The following is a 15,918-nucleotide window of genomic DNA, read 5'->3' as shown; positions in this document are numbered from 1 at the left end:
CATTCCTTCTATTGAGTGGGACACATCCGGGCTGCCCCGGTCAGGGTGATGAGGGGGTCAGGGGATCACGGGCCCATCCGGGGATCACCCTTTGGGGCAAAAGATGGCACAGTGTAACGGGAAGCCGCCACGGCGGCAGCCCCCCATGGCAGATCCCCTGCTCCGTTTTCACCTCACGGCCACCGGCCCAAGGAGTTCCCATGCAACCCTGGCAACCTCTGCTCGATTTCTGGTTTGGCGATGACGCAGACGACGCGCCCCGTGCCGCCCGTCAGGCCCCCCTCTGGTGGGGCAAGAGCAGCGAGACCGATGCCCTGCTGGCCTCACGCTTCGGCGAACTGGCGGCCCGTGCCGCAGCGGGCGAGCTCGCCCGTTGGGAGGGCGATCCCGCAGGGCGCCTGGCCCTCATCCTGCTGCTGGACCAGCTGCCGCGAAACCTTCACCGCCACACCCCCGCCGCCTTCGCCCAGGACGACAAGGCCAGGGCGCTGTGCCTCAAGGGGCTCACCCTCGGGGTCGACAAGGGGCTCTCGCCGCTGGCCCGGGTCTTCTTCTATCTGCCCCTCGAGCACGCGGAGTCCAGAGAGCAGCAGGCCAGAAGCGTCGCCCTGTTCGAGGCCCTGGCCGACGAGCAGGCCGCAGGCCCGGCCCGGGCCACCTTCGAAGGCTTTGCCGACTTTGCCCGGCGCCACCAGGTGATCGTCGATCGCTTTGGCCGCTTCCCCCACCGCAACGCCATCCTGGGCAGGGCGAGCACGGAGGAAGAGGCCGCCTTCCTGCAACAACCCGGTTCGGGATTCTGACATAAAAAAATCCCCGCCATGGGCATGGCGGGGAGAGAACAACCGATCCGCACCTCACTGGATGCGATAGCGGGAGATCTGCTGATGGATATTCTCCGTGGTCACGTTCAGCTCCTCTGCGGCGGCGGAGGTCTCCTCCGCCGTGCTGCTGGTCTGCTGCACCACCTGGGCTATCTGCTCGACCTGGAGGGCGATGGATTCCGCCGCCGAGGTCTGCTCGCGGATGGCCAGGGTGATCTCGCCGACCTGATCCATGACGCGATGGGAAGCCTGGCGGATCTGGGTGATGATGGCCCCGCTTTCCGTCGCCATGGCCACCCCTTGCGCCACCTTCTCCTCCACCAGGACCATTCTGGCCACCGTGGCCTCGGACCCTTGCTGGATAGCCTCCACCGTCCTTGAGATCTCCTGGGTCGACTGGGCCGTCCGCTCCGCCAGCTTGCGCACCTCGTCGGCGACCACCGCAAAGCCGCGTCCCTGCTCACCGGCCCGCGCCGCCTCGATGGCGGCGTTGAGCGCCAGCAGGTTGGTCTGCCCCGCCACATCGTTGATGACGTTCACCACCCCACCTATGCGGGAGATCCCCTCCCCCAGCGCCGTCACATCGCGGGAGGCCTGACGAATGGCGTCGGCGATGTCGTTGATGGCGAGCACAGTGCGCTCTATGGTGGCCCCGCCGTCACTGGCGAGCTTGCCGGATTCATTGGTGATGCGGCTGGTCTCCTGGGTGCGCTGGGAGATGTCCGTGATGCTCACGCTCATCTCCTCCACCCCGGCGGCGATAAGGCTGGTGGCGTCATTGGCCTGACTCGCCGACTCCGCCATGTGCTGGGCCGCCTGGGAGAGGGACTCTGCCGTGCTCTTGATTTGCAGGCTGCCCACCGAGAACTCGGTGAAGGTCTGCTGCAAGGTGTCCAGCAGGCGGTTGACCGCCGTCAGCGTCTGGCCGATCTCGTCCTGCTGGCTCACATTGGCCCGCAGGGTGAAGTTCAGGTCGCGCTGGATCTCGGACAGGGTCGCCATGGCCAGACGGAGGGGATTGGCGACCTGCCTGAACAGCCAGAGAAAGAGCACCAGCGTGAGGGCTCCCGTGCCCACCGAGATGAACAACAGGGCCTGCATGCTGCTATCGGCATTCTGCTCGCCTCGCAGCTTGACGGCGTCACCTTGCTGGATGTTGAAGTGGACGTGCTTGTCGATGGCCTGGGAAAGCTGCTCAAACAAAGGGGCAAGCTCCGTGTCGATCGCCTCTCTGGCCTCCACATTCTTGTTCTCGCGGGACAGGCGCAGGACGTCTTCAGAGGCCTTGCCGTACTGGGCAACCAGGCGCCTGTCATCGGCGACGAGCTGCCTGTCCTCCTCATTGGAGATCATCCCGCTTTCATACTGGCTCAGCAGGGCCTCCATCTTGGTGTGAAGGGATGCAATGCTCTGCTCTATCTGACTCATCTTGCCGTCGTCGGTGTTGAGCACGTGCGCCTGGATCAATGAATGCAGGGCGTAGAAGTCTGTCTGTATCTCCTTGATCGTGGAAATGCTGGGGACTGTGTTGTCTGTTACATAGCTGAGATCCGCATTGGCGGAGGAGAGTCTGCTGATACTGAACCAGCTGAGACACCCCAGGGCCAGCATGACCAGCAGGGCAATGAGTTGAAGCCGACGAGCGATATTCATGAGTGCTTACTCCATCCATAGACTCCCTGCCAGTGTAGCCGATGCGGGCCCCGAAAATAGCGCCTAAAACATGCATTTCATTACACTTTTCAACTTCTGCTCGGCCGCATCACACCTGCCGCCCCAACCCGGCCTTCGGGACCGCCGCCCCCCTCTGGCAGAATGGAAAAAGGAAGGCATTCGCCTTCCTTTTTTGCCCGGGGCGGCCGCCCATGTGCCCCGTGACGGGGGGCTCGGCGGTCACGCCGCCTCGGCCAGCTCCTCCTCTTTTTTCTGGTAGGCCTGGGGGGAGAGCCCCAGCAGCTCCTGCACGGTGGAGGCCACCGTGATGGAGGAGAGCGTCCCCACCAGGATGCCGGCGAACAGGGTGAAGGAGAAGCCGTAGAGGGCGTCGCCGCCGAACAGGAGCAGGGCCCCCACGGTGAAGAGGGTGGTGCCCGAGGTGATCATGGTGCGGCTGAAGGTGGCCTTGATGGCCACGTCCGAGCACTCGTGGATCCCCATGCGGGTACGCGACCCCAGCAAGTCCCGCAACCGGTCCGAAATGACGATGCTGTCGTTGAGGGAGTAGCCTATCACCGCCATCAGGCCCGCGATGACGTTGAGGTCGAACTCGATGTCAAAGAGCGCGAGCAGCCCGATGGCAACCAGACCGTCGTGCAGCACCGACACCAGGATGCCGATGGCCTGGCGCCACTCGAAGCGCACCGCCAGGTAGGCGGAGATGGCGAGCGAGGCCACCAGCACCGCCAGCATCCCCTGCTGGAACAGCTCCGCGCCCACCTGGGGCCCGACGATGGTGGTGCGCAAGAGCTCCACCGGCAGGGCGAGTTGCTGCCCCAGCATGGTCGCCAGATCCTCCGCCGCCCAGGGCAGCGCGTGGGGGGGCAGCTTGATGAGCCACTCGCCGGGCACACCGGCGCCGTGCAGCTCCACCACCCCCGCCAGGGGCGCCGTCAGCAGAGCATTGAGCTCATGGGCCTCTTTCAGGGTCTGGATGCGAAACTCCAGCAGGATGCCGCCGGTGAAATCGAGCCCGAGGGCGAGCCCTTTTGTCGCAAGGACGGCCACGCAGGCCAGGGTCAGCAGCACGGAGGCCCACAGCCCGATATAGCGCCAGCGGGTCAGCCCCATGGCCAGGATCATTCTCAGCATTGTTCTTCCCTCGACGTCAGGTGGTTCAGACTTCCCGGCAGGAAGCGGTCGGTGCGCAGGTCATACAGACTCACGGGCGCGGCGTCATGGTGATGAAGTCGGTTCATGGTCATACCCTCAGCAGCTTGGCGCGGCTGTTGCCCCACAGGGGGTTGATGATGGCGCGGGTGCCCCAGATGCCGGTCACCATGCTGGAGATGAGCCCCAGGATCAGGGTGATGGAGAAGCCCTGCAGCGGCCCGGAGCCGATGGCATAGAGCACCACGGCGCAGATGAGGGTGGTGATGTTGGCATCGAAGATGGTGCGAAACGCCGAGCGATAACCAAAGTCGATGGCGTTGGCCAACGAACCCCCTTCCCGCAGCCGATCCTTGATCCGCTCAAAAATCAGCACATGGGTATCCACCGCCATGCCGACGGTGAGCACCAGACCGGCGATCCCCGGCAGGGTCAGCACGGCGCCAGGCAATACCGCCAGCATCCCCACCTGCATCAGCAGGTTGGCGACCAGCGCCGTGATGGCGACCCAGCCGAACTTGCGATACCAGGCCATCATGAACAGCATCATGCCCGCCATGCCGAACGCCAGGGCGGTGAAGCCCGCCTCGATGTTCTGCAGACCCAGGGTCGGGCCTATGCTGCGCTCTTCCAGGATCTTCAGCGGCGCGGTGAGGGCCCCGGCCCGCAGCAGCATGGCGAGCTCCTGGGCCTCGGGCAGGCTGCCAATCCCGGTGATGCGGAACTGGTTGCCAAGGGCGGTCTGGATGGTGGCGACGTTGATCACCTCGCTTCGGGCGCGCAGCTTGCCTTCGGCGTTGGTCTTGTACTCGGTGAACACGGTGGCCATGGGCTTGCCCACGTGCTGGCGGCTGAACTGGTTCATCTTGCTCCCCCCCAGGGTGTCGAGCACGATGTTGACCTGGGGCTGCCCCATCTCCCCCATGTTGGCGCGGGCATCGACGATGTGCTCGCCGCTCAGCACCGGCTGGCGGGCCAGCCCCACCGCCTGGCCGCTGCGATCCGCCATGAAGAAGCGGCTGTCGGCCTTGGCTTCATAGAAGGCCAGGGACGCGGTGGCGCCGATCACCTCTTTCGCCTGCTTGGGGTTGTGCACCCCCGGCAGCTCGATGCGGATGCCGTCCTGCCCCTGACGCACCACCGAGGCCTCGACGATGCCGAGCTCGTTGATCCGCTTTTTCAGGATCGACAGGTTCTGGGTCACGGCGTTGTTCACCAGCAGGGTGCGCTCGGCATCGCTCAGCACCAGGGTCAGTGCGTTGCCGGAACGGCTCAGTGTCCACTGATCCTGGCGGGTACCGGCACTCTCCTTGATGATGGAGAGCCAGGCCTCCTGCCCCGTCACGTCGGGCAGGGTGACGGCCACGCTCCCCTGGGCGGTGCGCATCACGCTGGCCCCCCGCAGGTTGGCCTCGCGAAAACGGGTGCGCAGGGTATCCACCAAGTTCTTGGTCTGGTTGTCGATGACGAAATCCACGTCCACCCCGATCAGCAGCTGAGAGCCGCCGCGCAGGTCCAGCCCGAGCTTGATGGGGTCGGCGCCGAGCCGGCTGATCCAGGCCGGGGCGTTGGAGTAGAACTCCAGGGTCAGGGCGGCGCTGTCCAGCCCCTGCTGCTCCAGCAACTGCTTGGCCAGTTGCTGCTCCCCCTGGCTGGCGAACACCAGCGCCATCCGGCCGCCCTGGGCGATCTGCTTGAGGGGGTCGATGTGGTTCTCGGCCAGCAGGGTGCGCTGCGCGTCGCTCAGGCGCGACTGGCCGTGCAGACCGAGGGAGGGCTGCTCACCGAAGAAGGTGGGCAGGGAATAGAACGCGAACGTGACCAGCATCAGCAGCAACAGGGCGTACTGCCACAGGCTCATGCGGTTCAACACGGTATGACTCTTTTTTCTCATGAAATCGGCCTCTGTCAGGCGATGGCAAGGGGCGACACCGGGGTCGCACCGTGCAAAAAAATGAAACAAGACAGCCTAGCCGTTCACTAAAAGTGAACAGCAACAGAGAGAAGATGAGGCAACAGGTGGCAAGCTGACCCCATCGGGATCAGGCGAGGAAGCTCTGGGCGAAGCGGTACTGCAGATGCCGGCGCTGCAGGCGGCGCCTGTGAATGCCGGCGAAGTGATCGCGAAAGCTCGTCCCCGGGTAGAAGAGGGCGGCATAGAACAGCAGGCCGCACAGCAGCAGCAGGATCGCCTGCTGGGACCAGCTCATCACCAGCTCGTAGACCACGCTGCCGGGCTGATGATCGCGGCTCAGGGAGTGCTCGAGGCGCAGCAGGTGATTCTGGTGGGAGCCGACGAACTTGACGATGCCATCGTCACTGCCGCTGACGCCGTGGGCCGCCGGGCTTGCGTCGGCAGGTGCCGCCCCCTCCGCCAGCGAGTGGGCCTGCTGGGCCGAGGGCTGGAACGCGGGTACCTTGACCCCCTCCACCGAGAGGGTAGAGAACAACAGTGCGAGGGTGATGAGCAGGGTCATCGCCGCCAGTTTCACGTTGTCGGTCAGGTTCAAAAGTTAATTCCCACACAATAGATAGGGCAAGCTACCACAGCCTGCCCCACAAGAACAAGGGCAGCAGGCCCGGGGCCCGCCGCCCTTGTGTTGTCTCACCGCGTCCTCAGCGGCTGCGGGTCATGCCCTCGAAGTCCTCGGCATAGTCCTTGAGCAGGGTGTAGAGGTGGGCCCGCTGGGAGAGATCCATGGAGTGGCTGAGATCGCTCAGCCACTGGATGGTGCGCTGGCGGGACTGGTCCGTGTAGCCGGTGAAGCGGCCATCCATCAGGCCGTCCCCCTGCTGCAGCAGACGGGTCAGCTCCTGGCCGAAATCCGGGCTCTGGCGCTGTTTCATCAGCCGATCCAGCTCCTTGGTCCAGGCCTCCTGGAAGTCGAGCCAGGGGGCCATCATCTCGTATTGCCACTCGGCCCACTGCGTGATGAGGGGCTCCTGGGCCGGCTTCACCTTGCCAATCCAGAACACCAGGCGCTCATTCATCTTCTCCCGAAAGCCCTTGATCATCTCGGCCTTCGACTGGGTGGCAAAATCGTGCTGGCGCTCCTGCTGGCGCTTCACCCGATCGGCCATGAAGCGAGCCACCTGATCGTCGGTCAGGGTCTTGGCAAGGCGCACCGTGCGGGGAATGGCGTTCTCCAGGGTACGGGTCAGGCTCGCCTGGGTTCTGTCCAGGTGCAGGGTCACCTGGGCCGGGCTCATGGGGCTGGCCACCGCCTTGGCCAGGGCGTCGAGATCCCGGGCATAGATGGGCAGCTCATGCTGCCGGTGCCAGGCCATCAGCCCCTTCACCTCCTGGTCCAGCAGCTTCTTCTGGCTGCGGTCCAGGGAGAAGTAGTCGTCCAGTTGCCAGACGATGGCCGAGTCGAGCCAGTAGTAGATCACCCGGGTGGCGCAACCCGTCAGCAGCAGGCAGAGCAGCAGCAGGCTCCAGCTACGCGGTTGACGCCATGAGAATGTGGTCACCATGCATGCCTCCCATTCATTGAATACACGCGTCGCGCGGGCCGTTGCCGGGCATCACTCCAGGCGCTGGCGGTTGATGTCGATCAGGGCCTGATATTCGGGCCCGGGTTGCTGTTCGGCCATCAGCAGCGCCCACAGCAGGCCGATGTAATCGACCCAGGGCAGGAAGGCATCGGCCTGGAATCCCCGGTGCCCCAGCCCCGTCGGTGCCCTGTCCATGGCTTCAAGATAGCAGCTCTCCAACTGGCACCGCTGCTCTTCGCTCCAGCCGTGGGTGCGCTGAATGCTGGCGACCTCGAACCCAGGATGACCGGCAGCGCCGTACTCCCAGTCGATGACCCAGGGTCGCGACCCCAACAAGTTAGCCGGATTGAGATCGTGATGGCAAGGGAGCCAGCAGTCGTCCGGCTCCCGGCTCGCGAGCAGGGCCCGCTCCAGGGCGGGCAGCCAGGGAGGGATATGGGCCAGACGCTGCCGATAACCGCTGCTTTGGGCCCGCACCGCCATCACCACGGTCGGCACCGGCAGGCGGTGCAGCCGCACCAGCACATCCGCCATCAGGCGGGGTTGCGCGGCGAGAGGCGGCGCCTGCTCGGCCCAGTTGGGTTCGTCGCACCACGCCAGCAGCATCAGGCCGGTGGCGGGATCGCCGTGATGACAGGGCAACGCCAGCCCCTGCCCCACCGCCCCCTGGTAGAGCTGCCACTCGGTGGCCCGGTCGATGCCAAGGCGCACCGGATCAGGATGACCGCGGCGCAGGAAGGCCTGCTCGCCAGTGGGGAGGCAAAGCCGGTAGTTGCCGTTGGTCAGGCCCTGGCCCAGCGGCTCAAGGCGCCCCTGATCCCAGGGCACCGGCAGGCTGGCGAGGAGCGCCAGCTCCGCCAGATCCCCCTGCCCCCGCGGGTCCTCACCAGCCAAAGGTGGACTTCTTGGCCTGTTTGCGGATCTCTTTCTGATCGGCCCACAGCAGTTCGCCGTTCTCCACATCCATCAGGTTCATGGTCATCTGGTAGTAGACGTCCTTCACCTTGCCGTTGTCCTTGACGATGCTAGCGAGGTTGCCATAGACCATGTAGCGGGCACCGGTCTGCTTGCCGAGCCGCACCATGGTGGCGGGATCCACCATGCCGCTGCCCTGCTGGTATTCGAGCTGCTGCTTGACCGCCGCCACCTTGCTCATGTCCACGAAGCGGAACTTGCCCGAGCGCAGCAGCTTGGTGCGGATAGTGTCGGTGATGGCCTCGGTGTCGATGTGCTCCGAGGTCTTGTTGCGGATGGAGTCCATGAACATCACCGGGCGGCCCCCGGCGGTGATCTCGCTGGTGGCCGGGGACGCCAGCATGGAATCCGCCATCTTGTCGGCAATGGCCTGCAAGTCGGAGGAGCCGTAATCGACGGTCACCGTCTCGGTCTCGGTGGGATCGCCATAGCTGACGGTGGTGCTGGAGCAGCCGCCCAGCAGCAGGGCGCCAGTCAGGATCAGCAGGGCATGATTCATTTTCATCAGTAGGATTCCTCCATCACTTCGCGAACGTAAATCCGGTAACCCCGTGCAGCCGGGCTCGGCGCCAGGGCGGACAGGGTGCGGGTCTGGTAGCCATGCAGCTTAAGGGGGGTCCAGCCGCGGCCATCGCTGGCCACCTCCTGCCCCGCGTCGTCATACCAGTAGAAGAGATATTGCAGCGTGTTGTCACCACGCTGGGTGCTGGCCGCCGCCACGTTGACCTGCAACAGGCCGTTCTGCTGGCGCCGGCTGAGTTCGGTCAGGGTGACGTTGACGTTTTGATGCTGCTCGGCCACCGCCGCCGCACCGGCCGCGCCATAGAGCGCCACGCCGGAAGTATTGGTGGCACAGCCCGTCAGCAGCAGAACCAGGCCCAGGGCCAGCCCTTGTGCTTTCATCTTGCTCTCCTTGCCGGTGGCCGTCGGCCTGACCGGTCATTCATCTGAGTTGCCATATCCGGTTCCCCCTAGAGGGGCATCACCCGGGTCGTGAGCCCGCTCCCCAGGCGCTGTACCCACACCAGGGTGGTGCGCCCGGCGTGGACGCTGAGTGGCAGGGTCCGCATGGCGCTGCCCGCCCCCAGGGTCAGGGTGACGTTCCCGGCCGGGACCATCCCCTGCCAGCTCGAGGCCTTGGCGGGCAGCGTCAGCCAGCTGCGGGTATCCGCCCGCTCCGAGAGGGTGTTGAAGATCCCCACCAGGATGTTGCCCACATCCCCCCCCTCCTTGGCGGCAGTGCGCCGCACCTGCTCCTTGGCCACCAGCCGCAGGGCCTGCCGGGTCAGCATGCCGGGCAGCCGCTCCTGCAGATCCTTGGCCGCCAGCGCCTCCAGCCTCACCAGCTCGCTGGTCTGCGCCACCCCCTTGCCCACCGACAGGGTGAGCGGGGCGCCGTCGCTGGCCCGATTGTCGTAATAGGGCACCGCCACGGTAAAGGTACGAAAATCGCCGCTGGAGGTGGAGATGGGCAGCGGCAGGAAGAGCTCCCGGCGCGCCGGGATGAGGCCATCTTCAAACAGCACCACCAGCTGGCCCTGATCCTTGGCCAAGGGCGGCGCCTTGCGGCCCATCCGTTGCTCGGTCTCCTTGAGCTCCTCGGGAGAGCCGCGAAGCCGTGCCAGGTGCAGCAGGGCATCCTGCAGGCTCTGGTTGTCCGGCGCTATCTGGTAGCCGCGCTGGTAATCGACCCAGGCGTCGTTGAGATCCCCGGCCGCCTCGTAGAGCACGCCGGAGAAATAGAAGGTGTAGGCGTTCTGGAAACCGTTTTTCACCTGGCCTATCAGGCGATCGAGCTCGGGGGCGCCGCGCGACATCAGCTGGCGCATCTCCCCGGCTTCGTCCTCCTGCTCCCCCTCCTGCGCGGCCTTGCGCACCTCGTCGGCCCGCCGTTTAAGGGCCTGCTCCTGCACCTGATTGGCACGGCGTACCTCTACCAGGGCGCCGTCGGCATCTCCGCGCTGCAAGTAGTTGAGCGCCAGATAGTGGTGCAGCATGGTGCGCTCGTAATCGGGCGCCTGGTAAGCCAGGGTCTGATCGTTGGTGAGCAGGCTGCCCGCCTGGGCCAGTCCCTGGCTCAGGCGGTACTCGGCCTGATTGTCTTCCCACGCAAGCCGGCTGTCGGCGGCGGCAAAGGCCTGCTTGCTGGGGCCGTCCTGACCCGCCAGCCAGGCGATGCGCCCCTTCTCCAGCTGGTCGAGCACGAAGGTGTCGTCCCCCGGGGTCGATTCGCGCACCTCGGGCAGGGCCTCGGCGGCATGGCCCAGCAGCAGCTGGTTGCGCAAGGGCACCATCTGATCCGAGTAGGAGACGAACATGTCTTTCCACTGGGAGGCACAGCCCCCCAGCAGCAGACCGGCCAACAGCAGGCCGGTCGACGTGACGAGGCGCATCACAGGCTCAGCAGGGGTCCCAGGGGCTCGCCACCGACCAGGTGCAGGTGGATGTGATAGACCTCCTGCCCGCCGTGACGGTTGCAGTTCATGATGAGGCGGTAGCCGTCCTCGGCGATGCCCGCGTCGCTGGCGAGCTTGCGGGCCACGGTGAACATCCGGCCCAGCGCCAGCTCGTGATCCGGCTCCACGTCGTTGACGGTGGGGATGAGCACGTTGGGAATGATCAGGATATGGGTCTTGGCCTTGGGCTGGATGTCGCGAAACGCGGTCACCAGATCGTCTTGATAAAGGATGTCGGCGGGGATCTCCTTGCGGATGATTTTGCTGAAAATGGTTTCTTGCGCCATGGGTAACTCCTTTATAGGAAAAAGAAAATTCAATACAAAGCTCAAGCGGCTCCCAAACAGGCCGCCGCAACGCGCCAAGTGTGACACAAGCCGACATTTGGCACAGCCGTTGTCCCAATCGCTTCAGTTATTGTGAAGAATACCGATAGCGAGGAGACGTCCCGCGAACCACAACGGCATCCCCTTCGGGGCATGCAGGGTATCAAAGGGACGGGGTACTCAGGCAAGGGACTTTTGCACAGACAGCGGGACAATAATGAAACAAACAATGTCAGACCTCTCGATCTTACAGAGAGTCTATCTGGGCTTTGCCATCCTGGTCGCCGTCATGGTCGCCAGTGCGGTACTGACCTTTCGCGGCCAGAGCGAACTCAGCGGCGCCCTGGATCAGGTGACCCAGGAGTCCATGCCGCTGGTACTCGCCAGCAGCCAGACCCAGATAAGCCTGCTCAGCGCCAACAAATGGCTCACCGACGTGCTGACCGAGCAGGATCTCAAGCAACTGCCGGCGGAAGTGGCCGAGTTGCAACAGGCCAAGGGCCAGGTCGACAAGATGGTCGCCAGCCTCAAACAGCAGGTGGCGGTGCATCCCCAGTTGCAGGCGGACATGACTGCCCTCGTCAAGCTGGTGGATGACTACCTGCAACTGACCCAGACCCTGCCCGGCGAACACGAGGCCCTGCTCACCCGGCTGCACAAGGTCAATCAGGCCAAGGGCCAGTTCCAGGTCAGCCTGCCCCAGTTCAAGAAGAACCTGGGGGACATGATGGTTACCATCGACGACAGCTTCATCAAGATGCTCTCCGAGACCCTGACCACCAAGCTCTCCGCCATCGAGCTCTCCACCATGGATGCCCTCAACCAGAGCATCCCCGCCCCCATCGAGGCGGCGCTCAAGCGCAACAAGATGCAGATCGAGGGCTTCAACAGCACCATCAAGGATCTCCAGGGGGAGCTCAAGGACTTCGACAACAACATGGGCCACTACGTCCATGGCTTCGTGCGCGACACCACGGGCAATGACGGCGTGCTCTCCCAATACCTGGCCCTGATGAAGCAGCAGCAGGCCATGCGCGAGCAGAGCAAGCAGGCGAGCCAGCTCATCCTCAGCATCCAGAACAAGCTGGAGGGGATCACCGCCCAGAGCCAGCAGCTGATGAACGCCAGCATCCAGGCCTCCGATCGGGTGCAGACCCAGAGTACCCTGACCCAGGGGATCAGCATCGCCATCGCCATCTTCGTCGCCATCCTGGTGGCTTTCACCCTGGGCAAGGCCATCCGCCGCCCCCTGAAAGAGCTGCTGCGGGTGCTGACCGAAGTGACCCAGGGTGACATGACCCAGCGGGTCGGCTTCAAGAGCCAGAACGAATTCGGCCAGCTCGCCAGCCAGATCAACCTGCTGATCCACCAGATGGGGGATGTGCTAAAGCAGCTCTCCCAGGCTTCGACCCAGCTCAACAGCGCCGCCCACGACAACCGCCACACCACCGAATCGGTGCGGGCGGATCTGGAAAAACAGCGTCAGGAGACCGCCTCGGTCGCCGCCGCCATGACCCAGATGGAGGCCTCGGTGCGGGAGGTGGCCCAGGCCGCCAACCAGACCCTGGAGCGGGTGCAGGATGTGGAGAAAGCCTCCGAGATGGGGCGCAAGGTGATGGCAGGCAACATCACCACCACCCATCAGCTCGCGGGCAAGCTGCAGCAGACCGGCAAGGTGATTGGCGACGTGAGCGCCATGAGCGGCCAGATTGGCAACATCCTCGACGTCATCCGCGGCATCGCCGAGCAGACCAACCTGCTGGCCCTCAACGCCGCCATCGAGGCGGCCCGTGCCGGCGAGCAGGGACGCGGGTTTGCGGTGGTGGCCGACGAGGTGCGCAACCTGGCTGGCCGCACCGCCCAGTCCACCAGCGAAATCCAGACCATGATCGAGAACCTGCAGCAAGGCGTCGCCCGGGCAGTCAACGTGATGCAGGAGTGCTCCCGCGAGATGGACAGCTGCGTGGATCAGAGCTCCCAGGCCAACAACGCCATGGAAGAGGTGCAGGGCATCGTGGTGCTCATCAGCGACATGTCCAGCCAGATAGCCTCAGCCGCCGAGCAGCAGCAGGCCACCAGCGCCGACATCGCGACCAACCTCAACCGCATCTCCGACATCTCGGATCTCAACTATCAGGGCATAGAGCGGGTCGCCGAGACCAGCCAGCAGCTCGACTCCCTTGCCGAGCAGCAGGAGGGGCTGGTCCAGCGCTTCCGCCTCAGTGCCTGATGGCCACGACCCGATACGACAAGGCCCCGCATTGGCGGGGCCTTGCTTTTTACTGGCATGCGGCGCGGGATCAGGCGTAGGCGATGGCGCCCTTGCCGACCCCTTCATAGGCGACAATCTTGACGAACTTGTCCCCAACCTGCTTCTTCACCTCGCGGGCGATGTAGTGGGCCAGCAGCTCGATGGTGGTGTCGGTGTCGATCATTTCCACCTCCGCCGCCGGCATGGCGAGCTGGAACAGCCCCTGGGGCGCCACGTACTTGAAGCCGATGTAGTGCGCGTCCCCTTCTTTCAGTGACGCCTCGGCCCGCTCGCTCAGGGCGAGTTCGCCAAGGGCCACCCTGTCCTCTTCGGTGCCCAGGTAGATGTCGGCCCAGCGCTCGGCCCAGTTGAACTCCAGCTCCTCGTCACGCTCTCCATCCACCAGGATCTCGACGGGAGAGCGGTGGCCGTGGGCGATGCGCTGGCAGTTGCCGTCGTGCTTCTTGAGGCCGTGGCTGTAGTGGTAGAAGGCGCCCTCGATGCGCTCCGAGCGCAACGTCAGGGAGAGATCCTTGATGTTGCCGGGCAGACGCTTGGCCAGTACCCCCAGCAGATAGCGGGTCACCGACTCTTTATCCACCTGGGGGGCCGGAATGAAGGCAAAGCCCTGGGCCGGGCAGCGCAGGTGGATGGCGCGACCCGGACGCAGCAGATCCACGGTGCTCTCGTCGTTCTCCAGCGCGTTGACATGGACCAGGGGACATTCCGTCGGCACCAGCAGCTTGTGATCCACCTCTTCATCGATGATCGACTTGATGAGCTTCTTCACCCGACCGAAGTCCAGCAACATGCTCATCTCGTTGAGCTCGCCACTCATCTCGATGTCCACCAGCCAGCTCTCGCCCACCATGCCGCGGCGCTCGCATAAATAGCTGGAATCGATCACAGTCAAATCTCTAACAAATAACTTCATTACTCAGGCCTTGCTACAGAGAAAGTGCAGTTTGCGATATTATGACCCCGGATTATCGGCAAAGGAACTGGAACCCCCCATGAACAAATTGCTTATCAAGAATGCCACCCTGGTCAACGAAGGCCGCATCTATGCCTCCGACGTCCTGATCGAGGGTGAGCGGATCGCCCGCGTCGCTCCGGACATCAGTGCCCCCGATGCCGTGGTGATCGATGCAACGGGCCGTCATCTCATCCCCGGGATGATCGATGATCAGGTCCACTTCCGGGAGCCCGGCCTGACCCACAAGGGAACCATCGCCAGTGAATCCCGGGCCGCCGTGGCCGGTGGCACCACCAGCTTCATGGAAATGCCCAACGTCAATCCCCAGACCACCACCATCGACGCCCTCGAAGCCAAATACCAGATCGCCGCCAACTCCGCCGCCGCCAACTACAGCTTCTACCTGGGTGCCACCAACGACAACCTGGAAGAGATCAAGAAGCTCGATCCCAAGCAGTCCTGCGGCATCAAGATCTTCATGGGGGCCTCCACCGGCAACATGCTGGTGGACAACCAGGAGACCCTGGCAGCCATCTTCCGCGAGAGCCCGGTGATGATCGTCACCCACTGCGAGGACACCCCGTCCATCAAGGTGCTGGAAGACGAAGCTCGCGCCAAGTGGGGCGAAGACGTGCCCATGCGCGAGCACGGCCGCATCCGCAGCGCGGACGCCTGCTACAAATCCTCCAGCATGGCGGTCTCCCTGGCCAAGCAGTACGGCGCCAAGCTGCACGTGCTGCACCTGACCACGGCGAAAGAGCTCTCGCTCTTTACCGCCACCCCGGATCTGAAGGATCTCAAGGACAAGAACATCACCGCCGAAGTGTGCGTCCACCACCTCTTCTTCAACGAGGCGGACTACGACACCCTGGGCAGCCAGATCAAGTGCAACCCGGCGGTGAAGAGCGCTGCCGACCAGCACGCCCTGCTGGATGCGGTACGCAACGATGTGCTCGACATCATCGCCACCGACCACGCCCCCCACACCTGGGAAGAGAAGCAGAACAGCTACTTCAAGGCGCCGTCCGGCGTGCCCCTGGTGCAGCACTCCCTGCAGGCGCTGCTGGAGCTCTACCACAACGGGGTCTTCAGCCTGGAAACCATCGTCAAGAAGACCTCCCACGCGGTGGCCGAACGCTTCCAGGTGCAGGATCGCGGCTACATCCGGGAAGGCTACTTCGCCGACCTGGTGCTGCTGGATCTCGGCAAGCCCTACGTGGTCACCGACAGCAACCTGCTCTATCTGTGCGGCTGGTCCCCGTTCAACGGCTACCGCTTCCAGAGCACCATCGAGATGACCCTGGTGAACGGCCAGATTGCCTGGCAGAACGGCCAAGTCACCGACAAGGTATTGGGCAAGCGTCTCACCTTCAACCGCTGATCTGGATGATGACCGCTTCCAGCGCGCCCTGCTTGAGATGACCCTGGTCAACGGGCAAATAGCCTGGCAGAACGGTCAGGTCACCGGCAAGGTATTGGGCAAGCGCTTGGCCTTCAACCGCTGATCTCGGCTTGAGAGCATCACGCCAAACGGCCGCCTCCGGGTGGCCGTTTTTCCTGCAAGACAGCGGTGAGGTGCCGACAAAATGCACCACTGGTCGCACTTTGATCCGAAGTTGCTCGCAAAGCAGGCAAACGATCTCGAACCTGAATTTCCCCTGTTGACAGGGTCGGGGCATCTCCATAAACTCCCTCCCCGTCAGCCGAGCTGACTCCGTCGGTGTGTAGCGCAGCCAGGTAGCGCATCTGCATGGGGTGTAGAGGGTCGGAGGTTCGAATCCTCTCA

Annotated in this window: 15 protein-coding genes; 3 read left to right on the top strand and 12 right to left on the bottom strand. The window is 64.1% G+C overall.

The features are described 5' to 3' along the window. Positions 1-200: 200 nt before the first annotated feature. Complete coding sequence (locus AB5Y53_RS07315; RefSeq protein ID WP_368181487.1) at positions 201-803, top strand: DUF924 family protein; 603 nt, start codon at positions 201-203, stop codon at positions 801-803. A gap of 54 nt (positions 804-857) precedes the next feature. Here AB5Y53_RS07315 and AB5Y53_RS07310 read toward each other — a convergent pair whose 3' ends face one another. The 10 genes from AB5Y53_RS07310 to hinT form a co-directional block, all read right to left on the bottom strand. After that, positions 858-2,477, bottom strand: coding sequence for a methyl-accepting chemotaxis protein (locus AB5Y53_RS07310; RefSeq protein ID WP_368181486.1), 1,620 nt, complete (start codon positions 2,475-2,477; stop codon positions 858-860). A gap of 240 nt (positions 2,478-2,717) precedes the next feature. Then, on the bottom strand, positions 2,718-3,632 hold the full coding sequence (gene secF, locus AB5Y53_RS07305; RefSeq protein ID WP_029314368.1) for a protein translocase subunit SecF: 915 nt from the start codon (positions 3,630-3,632) through the stop codon (positions 2,718-2,720). Between the two features lie 109 nt (positions 3,633-3,741). Then, positions 3,742-5,544, bottom strand: a complete 1,803-nt coding sequence (gene secD / locus AB5Y53_RS07300; protein ID WP_042863668.1) for a protein translocase subunit SecD — start codon at positions 5,542-5,544, stop codon at positions 3,742-3,744. A 148-nt stretch (positions 5,545-5,692) separates the two neighbouring features. Beyond that, entirely contained in the window at positions 5,693-6,160 is a 468-nt protein-coding gene (locus AB5Y53_RS07295; RefSeq protein ID WP_041212852.1) for a hypothetical protein, read from the bottom strand. 106 nt (positions 6,161-6,266) lie between these two features. Continuing rightward, positions 6,267-7,127 carry a DUF6279 family lipoprotein gene (locus AB5Y53_RS07290; protein ID WP_042017226.1) on the bottom strand — a complete coding sequence of 287 codons (861 nt, stop codon included), beginning with the start codon at positions 7,125-7,127 and terminating at the stop codon, positions 6,267-6,269. 51 nt (positions 7,128-7,178) lie between these two features. Beyond that, positions 7,179-8,042, bottom strand: coding sequence for a phosphotransferase (locus AB5Y53_RS07285; protein WP_368181485.1), 864 nt, complete (start codon positions 8,040-8,042; stop codon positions 7,179-7,181). Further along, entirely contained in the window at positions 8,032-8,628 is a 597-nt protein-coding gene (gene lpoB / locus AB5Y53_RS07280; RefSeq protein ID WP_010674346.1) for a penicillin-binding protein activator LpoB, read from the bottom strand. Before lpoB ends, AB5Y53_RS07285 begins: the two co-directional genes overlap by 11 nt. Further along, the gene (locus AB5Y53_RS07275; RefSeq protein ID WP_010674345.1) at positions 8,628-9,026 is read right to left on the bottom strand and encodes a YcfL family protein; all 399 of its coding nucleotides are present in this window, start codon (positions 9,024-9,026) and stop codon (positions 8,628-8,630) included. The genes lpoB and AB5Y53_RS07275 overlap by 1 nt, the downstream gene beginning before the upstream one ends. Positions 9,027-9,094: 68 nt before the next feature. Continuing rightward, positions 9,095-10,516 carry a COG3014 family protein gene (locus tag AB5Y53_RS07270; RefSeq protein ID WP_368181483.1) on the bottom strand — a complete coding sequence of 474 codons (1,422 nt, stop codon included), beginning with the start codon at positions 10,514-10,516 and terminating at the stop codon, positions 9,095-9,097. Then, positions 10,516-10,866 (bottom strand): purine nucleoside phosphoramidase, encoded by a 351-nt coding sequence (gene hinT / locus AB5Y53_RS07265; RefSeq protein ID WP_010674343.1) that lies wholly within the window; start codon positions 10,864-10,866, stop codon positions 10,516-10,518. Before hinT ends, AB5Y53_RS07270 begins: the two co-directional genes overlap by 1 nt. Before the next feature lie 256 nt (positions 10,867-11,122). On the opposite strand from hinT, the gene AB5Y53_RS07260 reads away from it, so the two are divergent. Continuing rightward, a complete protein-coding gene (locus AB5Y53_RS07260; RefSeq protein ID WP_041215416.1) occupies positions 11,123-13,135 on the top strand; it encodes a methyl-accepting chemotaxis protein in 2,013 nt (670 codons plus the stop codon). Positions 13,136-13,205: 70 nt separating this feature from the next. On the opposite strand, the gene AB5Y53_RS07255 is transcribed toward AB5Y53_RS07260, so the two are convergent. Continuing rightward, entirely contained in the window at positions 13,206-14,090 is an 885-nt protein-coding gene (locus tag AB5Y53_RS07255) for a 6-carboxytetrahydropterin synthase (RefSeq protein WP_263308547.1), read from the bottom strand. A gap of 79 nt (positions 14,091-14,169) precedes the next feature. On the opposite strand from AB5Y53_RS07255, the gene AB5Y53_RS07250 reads away from it, so the two are divergent. Continuing rightward, positions 14,170-15,513 carry a dihydroorotase gene (locus tag AB5Y53_RS07250; RefSeq protein ID WP_039038976.1) on the top strand — a complete coding sequence of 448 codons (1,344 nt, stop codon included), beginning with the start codon at positions 14,170-14,172 and terminating at the stop codon, positions 15,511-15,513. Here AB5Y53_RS07250 and AB5Y53_RS07245 read toward each other — a convergent pair. Then, complete coding sequence (locus AB5Y53_RS07245; protein WP_336582875.1) at positions 15,503-15,817, bottom strand: hypothetical protein; 315 nt, start codon at positions 15,815-15,817, stop codon at positions 15,503-15,505. The two genes, AB5Y53_RS07250 and AB5Y53_RS07245, sit on opposite strands and share 11 nt — an antisense overlap. Positions 15,818-15,918: the final 101 nt, after the last annotated feature.

Source organism: Aeromonas sp. R7-5, from assembly GCF_040908015.1.
Classification (GTDB): domain Bacteria; phylum Pseudomonadota; class Gammaproteobacteria; order Enterobacterales; family Aeromonadaceae; genus Aeromonas; species Aeromonas caviae.
This window is presented reverse-complemented; position numbering and strand designations above follow the sequence as displayed.

Coding starts and splice junctions, on each gene's coding strand:
- AB5Y53_RS07315 (WP_368181487.1), top strand. CDS start 201: ATGCAACCCTGGCAACCTCTGCTCGATTTCTGGTTTGGCGATGACGCA.
- AB5Y53_RS07310 (WP_368181486.1), bottom strand. CDS start 2,477: ATGAATATCGCTCGTCGGCTTCAACTCATTGCCCTGCTGGTCATGCTG.
- secF (WP_029314368.1), bottom strand. CDS start 3,632: ATGCTGAGAATGATCCTGGCCATGGGGCTGACCCGCTGGCGCTATATC.
- secD (WP_042863668.1), bottom strand. CDS start 5,544: ATGAGAAAAAAGAGTCATACCGTGTTGAACCGCATGAGCCTGTGGCAG.
- AB5Y53_RS07290 (WP_042017226.1), bottom strand. CDS start 7,127: ATGGTGACCACATTCTCATGGCGTCAACCGCGTAGCTGGAGCCTGCTG.
- lpoB (WP_010674346.1), bottom strand. CDS start 8,628: ATGAAAATGAATCATGCCCTGCTGATCCTGACTGGCGCCCTGCTGCTG.
- AB5Y53_RS07275 (WP_010674345.1), bottom strand. CDS start 9,026: ATGAAAGCACAAGGGCTGGCCCTGGGCCTGGTTCTGCTGCTGACGGGC.
- AB5Y53_RS07270 (WP_368181483.1), bottom strand. CDS start 10,516: ATGCGCCTCGTCACGTCGACCGGCCTGCTGTTGGCCGGTCTGCTGCTG.
- hinT (WP_010674343.1), bottom strand. CDS start 10,866: ATGGCGCAAGAAACCATTTTCAGCAAAATCATCCGCAAGGAGATCCCC.
- AB5Y53_RS07260 (WP_041215416.1), top strand. CDS start 11,123: ATGAAACAAACAATGTCAGACCTCTCGATCTTACAGAGAGTCTATCTG.
- AB5Y53_RS07255 (WP_263308547.1), bottom strand. CDS start 14,090: ATGAAGTTATTTGTTAGAGATTTGACTGTGATCGATTCCAGCTATTTA.
- AB5Y53_RS07250 (WP_039038976.1), top strand. CDS start 14,170: ATGAACAAATTGCTTATCAAGAATGCCACCCTGGTCAACGAAGGCCGC.
- AB5Y53_RS07245 (WP_336582875.1), bottom strand. CDS start 15,817: ATGGAGATGCCCCGACCCTGTCAACAGGGGAAATTCAGGTTCGAGATC.